Here is a 15,706-nt window from a genome sequence, read left to right on the forward strand (position 1 = left end):
AGCGTGTTTTTTCAATCACTTGAGACACTAATTGCTAAAGCGCAACAGGGCAATAAACGGGCGTGGTTGAAATTAGTCAAGCAGCACGAAACACAGGTATATAACTATTGCCTAAGGATGTTAAGTCACCCTGATGATGCAATGGATTTAATGCAAGAAGTGTTTATTTCTGTTTATAAAAGCTTGCCGAGCTTTCGTGGTGAATCGAGTTTTAATACTTGGCTCTATCAAATTGTGCACCGGCGTAGTGTTGAATATTACCGCCGCCGTAAGCTGCATCAAGGTTTAGACGATATACCAGAAGAAAGCTGTGAGCATAGTGAGTTAGAAACCAACCAACTGCAATCTGAGCAGCATCATGAACTCAAAGCAATGATGAACAATTTACCTTGGGAGCAACGCTTGGTGGTGGAGTTAAAGTTTTTTCAGCACTGTACATTTGAAGAAATCGCTGAACAATTAGGTATTTCGACCAATACAGCTAAATCAAGACTATACAGTGCGCTTGGTAAGTTAAAAGTGCATTTGGAGGCCGTAGATGGCTAATTTAGATTCATTATTTACCGCATGGTTAGAAGGCGAAAGCCTCACTGAAGAGCAAATTGCGTTGCTACAAGCCAATGCTGAGTATGCATCAATGATGAACAATGCAATGCAGTGGCAACAACAAAGTCAACATTATGAAACGGTACCCGTACCAAATTGGGATCGAGAGTCTACGATGCCTAAAGTGCAAAAAACGAGTCTGTTTTTTGGTGCTGGAGTGTGGGCAGTGGCTGCTTCAATAGTATTTTGCACATGGGTTTTTGTTAGTAATCCACAGCAAGGAAATCAGCAGTTACTTGAGCAAGTGGCCAAGCAAACCAATTTACTAGAGTCACAACAAAAGCAAATTGATCAGTTGCAAAACATCATTACTGCGCAAAACGAAGTGCAGCAACAACAGATGTACCAACTGGCCAAGGAAGCGATTAAAACCGGGCGAGTCGAGCGCCAAGAAGATATTGCCAGCGTACTTGCATATATCAAAACGCAGCGGGCCCAAGACCAAGCGTACTTACGTATGCAGTTAAATGATTTAGCAGAGCAAGTGGACGGCGGATCATTGCCAACCGTTGCCAACAATTTGGAGTATTAAGATGTCAAAATACAAATCAATTACGGTAGCCTTATTGCTTTGCACAGCAGTAAGCTTACAAGCACAAGCAAGTGATGAATTAGATAAAATTCAGCGTGAAGTCGGGATCATGGAAAAAATCCTCTCAGCGGCGTTAAAACAAGATACCGATAACAAGGTAAGAAATGTGTCTTCGAGTTATTTGCAGCATCAAGGTGTGGTGTTTAGCTTTGATGTACGAGGCAGTTCGCGCTGGTCTACAGTGTTTGCTTCTGTACCCGATGCGCCGCTGCCACCTATGCCTGATATCGACTTTGAAGAACTAACTGAAATCGAAGTGTTAGGCGAACATGTGCAAGTGATCAGCGATGCAGTAGTCGTGAAAACGCAAGAAGCCTATCAGCAAGCTATGGAAGTGATGCGCGAAAGCGCAGAACGAGTACGTGAAGTGGCTGAGCAAGAACGCGATGTGAGCCGTGAAATTCGCGACCTTGAACGTGAAAAGCGCGACCTTGAATTTGACCGTCGCCACGATAAAGATGCCAAAGAGCAAGAGCTCGAAAAACGTAAACAAGCATTACAAGCATCGATTAAAGAACTTGAAAAGCAGCAGCAAAAGCTATCACAAAAGCAACAACAAATGCGCAAAGAGTTAGCCGAGAAAAAACAAGCTCGTGTTAAAGAGCAAAAGCAACAGCTGGCTTCTTTAGCTAAGCAAGTAGATAAGAGCTTATCACTGACTTTATGTGATTATGGTAGCGGTTTAAGAAACCTGCCTAACGATGAACATGTCAGCTTTATCATCCGTGGTGTTAGCGAAGGTAAAACTGAGCAAGTAAAAGTATTTAAAAAGTCAGACATTAAAAAGTGTGTGGTTGGCGATATAAAAGCCGCGCAATTACTCGAAAAAGCATCAACTTATAGTTTTTAAATTCTCCCAACTAAAAAAGCAGCCTAAAGTGGCTGCTTTTCATTCATTGAAAATGGTTTTAAATCTGGTAAAAACAACAAATAAACCCACACGACTAAATTAAAGTAAGGTACTAAACCTAGCCCTGTAAATGTTTTTACCGGATACCCCTTAAAGGTCGCATTACGGTAACATTGATACGCTATCCCTAGATTCACAATCAGCAACAAAACGATTAGTTGTGTCATCACTTTTCTCCTTTATACCGCTAATAGATGGACTTAACGATGTTAAGTCATACTCAGTATGTTTAATGTAATAAGTAATGTCATGTTTATTATAGATAATCACTATAAAAACACGACATTTTATCTTGCTGTGGATTTAAGTATAGATGAGTATTGTCAGTATGGAAGTTTAAAAACTAAGAAAAAATGTTTAAAAATGTATTAAATTTAGGCTTTTTAAGGCTAGATATTTGTTAGTTAAAAAGATTATTTTCAGATATTTTTTTCAGCTCGTCGCTAATTTTTTCAACCGGTACTGGGCGGGCAATAAAGTAGCCTTGACCATAGTCGATCCCAATTTCTTTTAGTGCTAAGAATATTTCTTTGTTTTCAACATATTCAGCAACAGAGCGCTTATCAAGCGAACGGCTAATATCATTAATCGCTTTTACAAGCGCTAAATCGATTGGGTCGTTCAACATGTCGCGAACAAATGAACCATCAATTTTTACGTGTTGAGCCGGTAACTGTTTAAGGTAATTAAAGGTACTAAAGCCAGTACCAAAGTCATCAATAGAGAAGTGACAGCCTAAGCCATTCAAACGCTCGATCATGGCACGGGTTGCAACTAGGTTATTAATACTCGCAGACTCGGTGATCTCAAAAATAATGCGTGTTGGTTCAACATTGTATTCTTTTAAGCTCGATTCAATATGCGGCAGTAAGCGTTCATCTAAAAACGACTGTGCTGATAAGTTAATTGCGACTTGGTTAAGCTCTGGGTACTCGGCAACGCTCTTAATGGCATTACGAATAACACATTGGTCCATCAAGAAAGTATCGTTTAGAAGCTCTAAAGCAGGAATAAACTGATTAGGGTAGATAAGCTCATCATCAAGCTTTAAGCGTAATAGCGCTTCAAAGTAGGCGACGTGGCCGCGTTTAAAGTCCCAAATCGGTTGATAGTGCAGTTCGATAGCATCATGTTGTAATGCTTGGCGAATACTATGACCCCATTCAAGACCGGCTTGTAAACTATTGTGATGACTATCTTCTTTTGAATAACAGTGTACTAAGTTACGGCCTAAGCTTTTTGCTACATAAAGGGCGATATCAGCTTGTTTTAAACACTCACTTGGGTCGTTATTTTGTTCGGTGATTTGTGTTAAACCAATTGAACAGCTAATTGAGTACTCTTGACCTTCTGAATGAAAGCGGTGCTTTTCAATCGCCATACAAATACTTTCTGCCACCAAGTGTGCATCGAGTAAGTTAGTATTTTTTAAGATCACGGCAAATTCATCACCACCGATGCGGCACACTAAGTGCTCATCACTAATATTCGCAGTGAATAACTGGGCAACTTCTTTTAAAACGATGTCACCTTGTTGGTGACCTTTACTGTCGTTGATGATTTTAAAGTGATCTAAATCGATATAAATCAGCGCGTGCTCTGTATCGTTACTGGTGTATTGTGCTTTACAAATACGTTGTAATTGTTGGTCAAAGTAATAACGGTTATGCAGCTCTGTGAGCGTATCGTGCAAGGCTAAATGACGAAGTTGTAGCTCTGCCTGCTTACGCTCATGAATGTTATCTATGGTGGCGGTAATAGTTGCTGAGTTTTGGCTGTTTTTAATCAGCTGTAAGCGACACTCAACCCAAATGGCATTGCCATTTTTATGTTTTAGTTGGATCTCTACCTGTTGTTGTTGCTCACCACCATGCAAAATACGCTGAATAGTATCTTGTAGCTTTGTTTTACACTCAGGTAAACAAAAGTCAGTTAATGACTTTGCTAAACTAGACTTAATGCCATAGCCCGTTAAATGCTCCCAAGCAGGGTTAATAAAGCGAATATTACCCTCTTGGTTAAACTCAAGTACCACAGTATTTAGGTGTAATAAAATACGTTGGTGGGCAGAAAACAGCTCTTTATAGCGGCTTTGACTTTGGCTTAGTTGTTCTACTTTTTGCGCAAACTCTGCATAGCTCACCATGAAATCTTCACGACGGGCGGCGTGGTCACACACTTTACTCAATAACGAGTGATCGTACGGGGCGCGAATAAAATCAGTTACGCCAGATAGCAACAACTGCTCTGCATAATCTGCATCATTGTTATCAATGATGGTTACAATCGCTTGCTTTGGGTTGTGCTGCAGTATTTCGCTAATGAGCCCAGCAGCGGTATCAGAATGAGATTCGGTGGCGTCAATCAATACAATGGCAAATTTTTGCTGCAGATAGGTCGCAAGAGTCGCTTTTGTTGACGTGGTATGGGTTATCGCGAAGCTAAGTTTTAGCTGTTCGCTTATATCTTTTGCTTTACGGTTATCGGTTTCAAGTAGTAATAAATTAAGGCGACTACTTTTTTCAAGGTGAGTTGATAACACGTTGGCTAGCACTTGCGGCAGCATATCTTGGCGCTCAAATGGCAATACGGCATCAATGCCATAGCTGCGAGCCGTGGTTTCGGCTATACGTTCACAATAGATTGGCGGGGTAAGTAAAATTGGTGTGTTTTTTGGTGTTTTTAATAACCCTGAACGGATCATGCGCGAAAAGCGCCAACCATCAATCTTACCGACCTCAAGGCCTGTAATGATAATATCCACCGGGTGGCTTTTAAGAATTTTAAGCGCATCTTGAGAGTCACTGGCTTCGATAAACGTGAAGACATTAAGCTTATTTAATGTGGTCTTAATTGTTTCACGCTCAGCAACGCTCGCGTTCAAAATTAGCAGCTTTAACTGCTTTGCCATGGCGCTACTACCTCTTACTTAACCCATGTTTAGTGAATAAGCTAGAATAATGACATTTTGCCTAATCTACAAGCAAACTTTACCCAAAAGCGGTTAATAAGTACTTAAGTTTGTAATCCTATAAGCTAGTACCAAGTTGACGCAGGGCTTTGCTTGAGGTGGTAGGCGTATCAGAGTAAACTTGGCGCGTTTTTATTAATGAGAGATATGCTCTATGCGCGTAGCTGATTTTAGCTTTGACCTTCCTGATGAATTAATTGCTCGTTTTCCTAAAGCAGATCGAACTAGCAGTCGTTTACTGACGCTTGATGGCCCATCAGGCCAAGTTGAGCATAAAGTATTTAGTGATATTTTATCGCTCGTTAATGAAAATGACCTATTAATTTTCAATAACACCAAAGTGATCCCTGCTCGCATGTTCGGGCAAAAAGAGTCAGGCGGTAAGCTTGAGGTGCTAGTTGAGCGCGTACTCGACGAACACCGTGTGCTTGCGCATGTGCGAGCTAGTAAATCGCCAAAACCAGGCTCAAAAATCATTCTTGAAGGTAAAGCCGAAGCAACCATGGTTGCGCGTCATGGCGAACTTTTTGAGCTTGAGTTTGCCAAAGACGAAAATGTACTCGATATCCTAAACGACATCGGTCACATGCCATTACCACCTTATATTGACCGTCCTGATAACGAGTCAGATCGTGAGCGCTATCAAACAGTTTATGGTGAAAAGCCAGGTGCCGTAGCCGCGCCAACAGCTGGCCTGCATTTTGATGATAAATTAATGGCAGCCTTAAAAGACAAGGGTATTAATATGGCCTTTGTGACCTTGCACGTGGGCGCAGGTACATTCCAGCCTGTGCGCGTTGACTCAGTTGATGAGCATGTTATGCACTCAGAGTACATCGAAGTACCAGATGAAGTGGTTAAAGCGGTAGCCGAAACTAAAGCAAAAGGTGGGCGTGTCATTGCTGTAGGTACTACCTCAGTTCGCTCACTGGAGTCAGCTGCTAAAGTGCACGGCGGCAAACTAGATACTTACTTTGGTGATACCGATATCTTTATTTACCCGGGTTATCAGTTCAATGTGGTTGATGCCATGGTGACAAATTTCCACTTACCTGAATCAACGTTAATCATGTTAGTCAGTGCCTTTGCAGGCCAAGAGAACATAATGGGAGCTTATCACACGGCTATTGAGCAGCAGTATCGCTTCTTTAGTTATGGTGATGCGATGTTCTTAACGCGCAAATAACGAAAAATAGTTTATACCCAATAAAAAGCCCAGTTTTTTAACTGGGCTTTTTATTTTCGAATTTAGCCCAATTTATAGTAATAAACCCGCAAACAGGGTAGAATCGAGCGGTTAAATTATAGCTTGTTGGACTGTTTTTCCGACACTGAGGATAATATGAAATTTGAATTAGACCGCACTGACGGTAAAGCGCGCCGCGGCCGCTTGATTTTTGAACGTGGTGTTGTAGAAACACCAGCATTTATGCCGGTAGGTACTTACGGTACTGTTAAAGGTATGACGCCTGACGAAGTGAAAGATACTGGTGCACAAATCTGCCTAGGTAACACTTTCCACTTAATGCTGCGTCCTGGCACAGAAATCATTAAGCAGCACGGTGACTTACACGACTTTATGAATTGGGATCGTCCAATTCTAACTGATTCAGGCGGTTTCCAAGTATTCAGCTTAGGCGCAATGCGTAAAATCACTGAAGAAGGCGTGATGTTCAGTTCACCAGTTAACGGTGAAAAAATCATGCTTTCGCCAGAAAAAGCGATGCAAGTTCAGCGTGATTTAGGTTCTGACATCGTGATGATTTTTGACGAATGTACGCCATACCCTGCGACAGAAAAAGAAGCTAAAGATTCTATGGAGTTGTCACTTCGTTGGGCTAAACGCTCAAAAGAAGGTCATGGTGATAACCCAGCTGCGCTGTTTGGTATTATCCAAGGTGGTATGTACCCTGAGCTTCGTGCACAATCGCAAAAAGGCCTAGAAGAAATCGGCTTTGATGGTTATGCATTAGGTGGCTTATCGGTTGGTGAGCCGAAAAACGAGATGATCAATATTCTTGACCACTGTGCTTACAAAATGCCTGAAGACAAGCCTCGTTACTTAATGGGCGTTGGTAAACCAGAAGACTTAGTAGAAGCGGTTCGCCGTGGTATCGATATGTTTGACTGTGTAATGCCTACGCGTAATGCCCGTAACGGTCATTTATTTGTAACTGGCGGCATTGTTAAAATCCGTAATGCAGTACATAAAACAGACACCGGTCCACTGGATCCTGAGTGTGATTGTCATACGTGTAAAAACTATTCACGTGCATACTTGCATCATCTTGATAAATGTAATGAAATCTTAGGCGCACGTCTAAACACGATTCACAACTTACGTTATTATCAACGCGTGATGGAAGGCTTACGTAATGCCATCAGTAATGGCAAACTAGACGAATTTGTTGCAGATTTTTATGCACGCCGCGGCCAAGAAGTGCCAGAGCTTGCAGATACATCAGATTAAATTTTTAGAAAAATTAAAGAGGAAGTGAAATGAGTTTATTCATCTCAAACGCCCACGCAAGTGCGGCAGGTGCAGCACCAGCAGGTGGTGGCATGGAAATGCTAATCATGTTGGGTATTTTTGGTCTGGTATTTTATTTCTTAATCTACCGTCCACAAGCTAAGCGTGTAAAAGAGCATAAAGCACTAATGGGCGCAATGGCGAAAGGCGACGAAGTACTAACGCAAGGTGGTTTAGTAGGTAAGATTGCTAAAATCGCTGATGACAAAGACTTCATCGTGATTTCATTAAACGACCAAGCAGAAGTAACAGTACAAAAATCAGCTGTTTCTGCAGTATTGCCAAAAGGCACTATGAAGTCGCTATAACAATAAAAATAAGGACTCACACGTGTTAAACAAGTTTCCATTATGGAAGTATTTACTTGTTCTTGTAGTGTTAGTCGTTGGTATTTTATATGCCTCTCCAAATTTGTATGGCCGAGATCCGGCCATACAAGTATCGGGCACTAAAGGTACTGATGCTGACCTCAGCGTACTCGATAAAGTAAATGCGACTCTCAAAGAACATAACGTTACTGTTAAATCAAGCAAACTTGAAGACGGACAAATCCTCGTTCGTTTTAAGAATGTTGAAGACCAACTAAAAGCGCAAGATCTACTGCGTGATTCCCTTAGTGAAGATTATATCTCTGCAATCAATATGGCGCCTGCTCAACCAGAGTGGTTAAAGTCACTGGGTGGTAACCCAATGAAACTAGGCCTAGATTTAAGCGGTGGTGTTCACTTTACTATGGAAATCGACATGGCGACGGCGGTTGATACTCAGCTTGAGCAAATGGAACAAGATTTCAAAAGTGACTTACGTGAAGAAAAATTGCGTTATCGAACTATTCGCCGTGTAGCGAACAGCGAGCGATTACGTGTTGAAATGCGTAACGAAGAAGATAAAGATGCAGCGGAGCGTTTCTTATCAACACGTTACCCATTAAACGTTTACGTTGATGATAGCAGCAGCGACAATGCTTTTTATGCCAGCATGAGCGAGCAAAAGCTTAAAGAAATTCGTGACTACGCTATCAAACAAAACGAAACAATTATCCGTAACCGTATTAACCAAATCGGTGTTGCAGAGCCTAACGTACAGCGTCAAGGTGCTGAGCGTATCATCGTGCAACTTCCGGGCGTACAAGATACAGCGCGTGCTAAAGAGATTCTGGGTGCAACAGCAACCCTAGAGTTCCGCGAAGTTGATGAAAACGCAGATGCAAGTGCAGCCCTGCAAGGCCGTTTACCGCCAGGTACAGAAATGATCATGGCGCGTGAAGGTTACCCTGTGGTACTTAAGCAGCGCATCATTCTTGAAGGTAGCCACATCACTGGCGCGCAATCAGGTATGGATGAGTATCAACGTCCACAAGTTAGCATTACGCTAGACAGCAAAGGTGGCGCAAAAATGAATGCGTTCACTAAGCGTGCTATCGGTAAACGTATGGCAACGGTATTTATCGAATACAAGCCATCAGGTAAAACAGATGAAAACGGAAAAGCACTTCCACCAATTAAAGTTGAAGAAGTGATTAACGTAGCGACGATTCAAGCGCGTCTTGATCGTTCATTCCGTATTACTGGTATCGATAACCCAGCTGAAGCACATAACCTAAGCCTATTACTTCGTGCCGGTGCACTTGTTGCGCCAATTCAAATCGTTGAAGAGCGCACAGTAGGTCCAAGCTTAGGTCAAGAAAACATTGAAGCAGGTATGACAGCGGTTGTGCTTGGTTTTGTGTTTGTACTTTTATTTATGCTTGTTTACTACAAAGGTTTCGGCATGGTGGCGAATATCGCACTGGGCGCAAACCTAGTATTAATTGTGGGTGTGATGTCGCTTATTCCTGGTGCAGCGTTAACGCTACCGGGTATTGCTGGTATCGTATTAACCGTCGGTATGGCCGTTGATGCCAACGTACTTATCTTCGAGCGTATTCGTGAAGAACTTGCTGATGGCCGTAGTCCACAACAAGCTGTTCACTTTGGTTACGACAGCGCGTTTAGCACAATTTTAGATGCTAACATCACAACGCTTATCGCAGCAGTGATCCTATTTGCAGTGGGTACTGGTCCTATTGCTGGTTTCGCAGTAACGCTAGCGATTGGTATTATCACCTCTATGTTTACAGCCATTGTTGGTACCCGTGCGGTAATCAACTTATTCATTGGCGGTAAACGTATTGATAAGTTGTCGATTTAGGAGTCAGCATGCAAATTTTAAAACTCGGTGGTAAAACACTCCCGTTTATGAAGTTAAGAAAGTTTGCCATGACATTATCAACTTTGTTGATTTTGGCTTCTTTCGTGTCGTTTTTTACTAAAGGCTTGAATTTTGGTCTCGACTTCACTGGCGGTACCGCTGTTGAGGTAGGCTTTACACAAGCACCTGATCTTAAAGAAGTACGTGATGCAATCACTGAAAGTGGCTTTGAAGATTTCTCGGTGCAACTGTTTGGCTCAAGTAAAGAAATTTTAGTGCGTCTTGCTCCGCAAGGTCCTGGCGTAAAAGCAGAAGTAATTGGTAACCAAATCATTACGGCATTACAAAAAGTAGAGTCGACAGTAGAAATGCGTCGTATCGAATTTGTTGGCCCAAGTGTTGGTGAAGATCTAAAAGAGCAGGGTGGCCTTGCCATGTTAACTGCACTTATCTGTATCTTAATTTACGTTGCGTTTCGTTTTGAATGGCGTTTTGCGGTAGGTGCTGTATCGGCACTATTACACGATGTTATCATCACATTAGGCTTATTCTCAGTACTTGGCCTAGAGTTTGACTTAACGATTCTTGCGGCTATTTTGGCGGTAATAGGTTACTCACTGAACGATACTATCGTTGTATCTGACCGTATCCGTGAAAACTTCCGTAAAGTGCGTATTGATGACACGATTGAAATTATCGATATCTCATTAACGCAAACGTTAAACCGTACCCTAGTAACATCAATCACCACTATTCTAGTATTGATTGCGTTATTTGGCTGGGGTGGTCAAACGATCCACGGTTTCGCAACGGCATTACTGTTTGGTGTGTTCATCGGTACTTATTCATCTGTTTATGTTGCTTCAGCTGTAGCAATTGCAATGGGTGTAAGTAAAGAAGACTTAATTCCAGAAGTAATTGAAAAAGAAGGTGCGGATCTCGATCCTATGCCTTAATAAGTGATACAAAAAGAAACCGCCCTAATTAGGGCGGTTTTTTTATGGGAGACATTATGAAACACCTGATGTTTAGCGTGTTTGTACTTTTAATGCTTAGTGCTTGTGACGATAAGCCTGAGCCAGAGCAGACTGATGTGCAGCAAATACCTGAGGTAACACTTCAGCAGCAGTTTGGCAGCTATAAAGGGTTGGCTTGGCAAGTTGTAGAAGCACTACAAAACCAATCAACTGCTCAGCAATTACAAGACTTGACGCTTAAGCTAATTACTTCATCAACAGGTTTGTTTTTGAATCTAAAAGCACAGCTGCCAGAGTGTGAGGCAAGCTTGCAAGCGATGGCAGACGCTACAGAGTTTCAGCAACAACAAAGTGATGATACAGAGGCGTTGAAGAATGAAATAACAATTAGTGTAGAGCCTGAACTACCTGAGTTTGCTGCGCCAAGCTGTTATCACGCACAAAAGTTATTACTTAATCCGCTCGCAGTTTATAAATTTGCGCAACAAGCTGATTTAGCACAGAGTGATTACCAAAAGGCTAAATTAAAAATGACTGATAATTTTGCCCGCATTAAGCAGCTTGAGCTGATCACCGCTATTGAGTAATCTGCACTCGTCATAGCCTTGCCATAAAATTGTCATACAAGGTTGATAATTTACCCACCTATTTGTATTACTAACGCTAGGTGTAAGGTGAACGCACAACTACAGCAGATCTTAGATAACAGTGCAATTGAGACCTTGTTTCAACCTATCTTTGATATTTCTAATCAACATATTTTGGGTTATGAGGCATTAAGCCGCGGCCCGAAAGGGTCTGAGTTAGAAATGCCGAGTGCATTATTCAGTGCAGCTATTGCTTGTCATAAGATATCTGAATTAGAGCTACTTTGCCGCAGTAGAGCAATTGAGAACTTTGTTAAGCTCAATCTAGAAGGCAAGCTATTTTTAAATGTAAGTCCTAAAACCTTACTTGACCCTTGCCATCCTAAAGGTGAAACATTACACCTAGTTGAACACTTTGGCCTTGCAACTAACCGGGTAGTAATTGAAGTTACAGAACAAGAAAAAGTCGATGATGGCTTTTTATTGTTAAAGACCATTGCCCATTATCGTGAGTTAGGTTTTTCGATTGCCATTGATGACTTAGGGGCTGGCTATTCGGGCTTAAAGCAGTGGTCTGAGCTATGCCCTGAGTTTGTAAAAATAGACCGCTACTTTATCGACCACTGCGATCAGAGTGTGGTTAAAAAAGAGTTTTTAAAGTCAATTATTGAGCTTGCAAAAGCCACTAATACGCAAGTTATCGCAGAGGGCATAGAACGGGCAGAGGAGCTTCGTTTACTCGAAAGTTTAGGCGTACAACATGCGCAAGGCTTTTTACTCGAAAGGCCGAGTTTACAGCCAAGTTACGAAATAAATATCCACTGCTTAAAGCACTTAGAGTCATCAGATAATAGCAATGCATTTGAGCAATCTATGGCAATTGGCTGGTTGGCAGTCGAGCACGCCAGCATAGAAGCAACAACCCGCTGTAAAGATGCCCACAGTATCTTTGAGCAAGATAAAACGCTAACTAGTCTTGCAGTATTAGAGCACAATATTCCTGTTGGTTTATTACACCGAGATCAACTCACTGAAGTGTTTGCCGCTCCCTATGGCCATGCACTTTATGATAAGCAGCCAGTTACTTCTTTAATGGATAAACAGCCGTTAATCGTTGACGAAAACGAGTTACTCGATACGGTGAGTCAGCAAATTACTGAGTTTGAGTTTGATATTCGACGCCATATTGTTATCACCCGAAGTGGTGAATACTTAGGGTTGGCACCCCTGCGTAATATCTTAAAACACATTACCGAAGAAAAAATCCGCCATGCACAACATGCCAACCCGCTTACTATGCTGCCGGGTAATGTCGCGATTAACGAAGCAATTGAGCTGAGGCTTCGTAATAATTATCCGTTCTCACTCGCGTACGTTGATTTAAACCACTTTAAACAGTTCAATGACCTGTACGGTTATGCCAGTGGTGACAGCGTTATAAAATTACTTGCAGAAGTCATCGTCGAGGCCTGTAGTACTAGCAAAGGGTTTGTCGGGCACATTGGCGGTGATGATTTTATGGTTGTGTTTGATAAAAATGATGCAGAGCAAGTTTGCCACGACATCATTAGTAAGTTTGAGCTGCAGTCTCGCGCCTTTTTCACCCCAGAACATATTGAGCAAGGGGGTTATTGGGCAAGTAATCGAGAAGGTAAAAAGCAGTTTGTGCCACTACTTACATTATCAATCGGTTTAGTTAAGCCTGATTTAGAGCTATGTATTAACAGCCACCAAGTCGCAGCGCTGGCAACAGATGCGAAAAAAGAGGCCAAGCGTTATCAGAGTAGCCACTTGTTTATATGTAAACGTAGCCGACCAGCCCCCGCAGTGGTGCGTTTAAGCAGCCAAAAAGAAGAAGCATTTCCTATTAGTTCATGAAGAAATTTTAAGTTCGCTTAATTTTACTTGTGTCCCTGTTTAACTGGGTGTAGCTTAAAAAAAACACATAAACAAAAATAACAATGAAGCGACTATGTAGTGCAATCCTAGTATTGCTAAGCCTAGGATACAGCCTTACCACAGAAGCTAACAATGTGGTCAATTTAGCGATTGAACAACGCCCACTGTATAAACGCGATTATTATCTTCATGAACTGCTGGCAGCGGCTTTACGCGCCAGTAATTATCAAGCAGAAATCAACGAGGTTCTGGTTCACCCCCATCAACAGCGCACCTTGCTGATGCTCGATGAAAAGCAGGCCGATGTGTTTTGGAGTATGACAAGCCCCGAGCGAGAACACCTTGCAATAGCAGTTAAAGTACCTTTGTTTAAAGGCTACATTGGTAAACGCGCATTACTAACTAAGCGAGCGTTTTTACCGCGTTTTAAAGATTTAAAAACGAAACAAGATTTAGCGCAGTTTAGTGCCATTCAAGGCCATGATTGGCCCGATACTAAAATCCTTGCGCAAAATGGTTTAACAGTTAGGCCGCTGGCAAATTATCAGGCAATGTTTAGCTTAGTGATTAGGGGAAGGGTTGATTATTTTCCGCGTTCCTTCATTGAAGTCATTTCTGAAATGGAACAAATCAAAAGTGACGAGTTAGTTATATTACCTAACCTTTATATTAGTTATCCAACAGCATTTTACTTTTTTGTCAGTAACCACAAGCCTGAATTGGCCGAAGCCCTGTTAAAAGGACTTAAGGTGATGAAAAGCACGGGCGAGTTTGAGCAGTTATTTGCCAGTTACTTTGCTGAAGACTTGGCTAAGTTGCCATTTAAAGAAGGTGAAGTCATAGAGATAAAACTCGACAACGATTATTTTCAGCCACAAAAAAAGGAGCGGTAGCTCCTTTTTTGCATTTTTACATTACAACCCGCTATTAGCGAAGTAGTGACTCAGTTAACACTGGGCGAATTTCACGAATGATCGCTTGAGTTAACTTAGGTGCACCACAGATGATGTTGCCGCTTTGGTTGTAGTTAATACCACCTGCGAAATCAACAACCATACCGCCCGCTTCTTTAACTAAAAGCTCGCCTGCTGCTGTGTCCCATGGCTTAAGGCCAATTTCAAAGAAACCATCAACACGACCTGCAGCAACATATGCCATATCTAATGCCGCAGAACCTGCACGGCGGATATCAGCAGTGTGCACGAAAAGTGCTTTAAACGCTTCAGAGTATGCGTCTAGGTGGTGCTTTTGTTTGAATGGGAAACCAGTTGCAAGTACAGAACCTGCTAACTCGTTAGTTTTAGTTACGCGTAAACGCTTGCTGTTAAGCTGTGCGCCTTGACCACGAGAAGCAGTGAATAATTCACCACGGATTGGATCATAGATAACAGCTTGGTCTAAACGACCTTTAACTTTAAGTGCAATAGATACTGCGAAATGAGGGATACCCTTGATGAAGTTAGTTGTGCCATCAAGAGGGTCTACAATCCATTGGTAATCTGCATCTTTACCTTTATGCTCACCAAGCTCTTCACCTACGATAGTGTGATCAGGGTAAGATTTTAAAATGGTATCACGAATTGCGGCTTCAGCTTCTTTGTCGATGTTAGTTACTAAATCGTTAGTGCCTTTTTGTTGTACATCAACTTTTGATAAATCTTCACTTGCGCGAAGTAAAATTTTGCCTGCGTTACGCGCAGCGCGAACCGCAATGTTTAACATTGGATGCATAGCATTACCTTTGGGTTGTAAAAGAACGAATATATTTAAGCCGGCGTATTCTAGCGATTTCTAGCGTAAAGTAAACAATAAACTCGAATAAATTAGTTTGTTTTTTGTACAGTTCTGATTTTGTTGTTGATTTAATTTCAGAAGAAGTGGTTAGTCGTCAGAAGTTAGATATCGTTGAGCCGTCAGCCGTCAGCCGTCAGCCGTCAGCCGTCAGCCGTCAGCCGTCAGCCTTCAGTTTGAAATTTGCATTCTGAAAAATTCGTGACTATATAAAGTTTTTATACTTAAAAGGATGCAAGTATGAATTTTGAAAAATTAGAGGTATGGAAGCGATCAGCAAGATTAAGTGCTGAAATCTACAAAGAAACGACAGATCTAAATGATTTTGGCTTTCGCAATCAGCTCACACGTTCTGGTTTATCAATACCGAGTAATATCGCAGAAGGTATGGCGAGAGTCAGCAAAAAAAGAGCGGGTACGTTTTTTAGATATATCAAGATCGTCAATAGCAGAAACACGAACGCAAATTTATATCGGAATTGAGATTAAATATATCGATGCCGCCATAGGTAGAGCTTGGGTGAGTGAAACGGAAGAGCTATCAAAAATGTTGACATCTCTTATTCATAAGATCGAAGCTGATAGCTGATAGCTGATAGCTGATAGCTGATAGCTGATAGCTGATAGCTGATAGCTGATAGCTGATAGCTGAT

The 15,706-nt window shown here is 41.7% G+C and carries 14 protein-coding genes and 1 pseudogene; 12 read left to right on the top strand and 3 right to left on the bottom strand.

Annotation, left to right across the window (positions count from 1 at the left end):
- Window positions 1-3: 3 nt before the first annotated feature.
- Genes HUS61_RS15530 through HUS61_RS15540 form a run of 3 tightly spaced genes read left to right on the top strand, consistent with a single transcriptional unit; the run spans window position 4 to window position 2,048 of the window.
- Window positions 4-546, top strand: a complete 543-nt coding sequence (locus HUS61_RS15530; RefSeq protein WP_054552480.1) for an RNA polymerase sigma factor — start codon at window positions 4-6, stop codon at window positions 544-546.
- A complete protein-coding gene (locus tag HUS61_RS15535; protein WP_175083030.1) occupies window positions 539-1,138 on the top strand; it encodes a hypothetical protein in 600 nt (199 codons plus the stop codon). Before HUS61_RS15530 ends, HUS61_RS15535 begins: the two co-directional genes overlap by 8 nt.
- A gap of 1 nt (window position 1,139) precedes the next feature.
- Window positions 1,140-2,048, top strand: coding sequence for a hypothetical protein (locus HUS61_RS15540; protein WP_175083029.1), 909 nt, complete (start codon window positions 1,140-1,142; stop codon window positions 2,046-2,048).
- A 23-nt stretch (window positions 2,049-2,071) separates the two neighbouring features.
- On the opposite strand, the gene HUS61_RS15545 is transcribed toward HUS61_RS15540, so the two are convergent.
- Both HUS61_RS15545 and HUS61_RS15550 read right to left on the bottom strand, forming a co-directional pair.
- A complete protein-coding gene (locus HUS61_RS15545; RefSeq protein ID WP_054563535.1) occupies window positions 2,072-2,275 on the bottom strand; it encodes a hypothetical protein in 204 nt (67 codons plus the stop codon).
- A 233-nt stretch (window positions 2,276-2,508) separates the two neighbouring features.
- Window positions 2,509-5,019: an EAL domain-containing protein gene (locus HUS61_RS15550; RefSeq protein ID WP_175083028.1), complete on the bottom strand. Its 2,511-nt coding sequence runs from the start codon at window positions 5,017-5,019 to the stop codon at window positions 2,509-2,511.
- Window positions 5,020-5,233: 214 nt separating this feature from the next.
- Here HUS61_RS15550 and queA point away from each other — a divergent pair, with 214 nt between their 5' ends.
- From queA to HUS61_RS15590, 8 genes are all read left to right on the top strand, one after another.
- Window positions 5,234-6,265, top strand: a complete 1,032-nt coding sequence (gene queA, locus HUS61_RS15555) for a tRNA preQ1(34) S-adenosylmethionine ribosyltransferase-isomerase QueA (RefSeq protein WP_063528499.1) — start codon at window positions 5,234-5,236, stop codon at window positions 6,263-6,265.
- Window positions 6,266-6,421: 156 nt separating this feature from the next.
- On the top strand, window positions 6,422-7,549 hold the full coding sequence (gene tgt / locus HUS61_RS15560; RefSeq protein ID WP_058583935.1) for a tRNA guanosine(34) transglycosylase Tgt: 1,128 nt from the start codon (window positions 6,422-6,424) through the stop codon (window positions 7,547-7,549).
- Between the two features lie 29 nt (window positions 7,550-7,578).
- Window positions 7,579-7,917 (top strand): preprotein translocase subunit YajC, encoded by a 339-nt coding sequence (gene yajC, locus HUS61_RS15565; protein ID WP_054563539.1) that lies wholly within the window; start codon window positions 7,579-7,581, stop codon window positions 7,915-7,917.
- 22 nt (window positions 7,918-7,939) lie between these two features.
- Window positions 7,940-9,799 (top strand): protein translocase subunit SecD, encoded by a 1,860-nt coding sequence (gene secD / locus HUS61_RS15570; RefSeq protein ID WP_054563540.1) that lies wholly within the window; start codon window positions 7,940-7,942, stop codon window positions 9,797-9,799.
- A gap of 8 nt (window positions 9,800-9,807) precedes the next feature.
- A complete protein-coding gene (gene secF, locus HUS61_RS15575; RefSeq protein ID WP_063528501.1) occupies window positions 9,808-10,755 on the top strand; it encodes a protein translocase subunit SecF in 948 nt (315 codons plus the stop codon).
- 56 nt (window positions 10,756-10,811) lie between these two features.
- Window positions 10,812-11,363: a hypothetical protein gene (locus tag HUS61_RS15580; protein ID WP_175083027.1), complete on the top strand. Its 552-nt coding sequence runs from the start codon at window positions 10,812-10,814 to the stop codon at window positions 11,361-11,363.
- An 87-nt stretch (window positions 11,364-11,450) separates the two neighbouring features.
- Entirely contained in the window at window positions 11,451-13,241 is a 1,791-nt protein-coding gene (locus HUS61_RS15585; RefSeq protein ID WP_175083026.1) for a GGDEF domain-containing protein, read from the top strand.
- 83 nt (window positions 13,242-13,324) lie between these two features.
- Window positions 13,325-14,155 (top strand): ABC transporter substrate-binding protein, encoded by an 831-nt coding sequence (locus tag HUS61_RS15590; protein WP_175083025.1) that lies wholly within the window; start codon window positions 13,325-13,327, stop codon window positions 14,153-14,155.
- Window positions 14,156-14,189: 34 nt separating this feature from the next.
- Here HUS61_RS15590 and suhB read toward each other — a convergent pair whose 3' ends face one another.
- Window positions 14,190-14,993 (bottom strand): inositol-1-monophosphatase, encoded by an 804-nt coding sequence (gene suhB, locus HUS61_RS15595; protein WP_054552496.1) that lies wholly within the window; start codon window positions 14,991-14,993, stop codon window positions 14,190-14,192.
- Between the two features lie 300 nt (window positions 14,994-15,293).
- Between suhB and HUS61_RS15600 the strand changes: the two are divergent.
- Window positions 15,294-15,642: pseudogene (locus HUS61_RS15600) on the top strand (four helix bundle protein).
- The last annotated feature ends 64 nt before the right edge of the window (window positions 15,643-15,706 follow it).

Origin of the sequence: Pseudoalteromonas sp. 0802, assembly GCF_013350085.1 — a bacterium.
Lineage (GTDB): Bacteria > Pseudomonadota > Gammaproteobacteria > Enterobacterales > Alteromonadaceae > Pseudoalteromonas.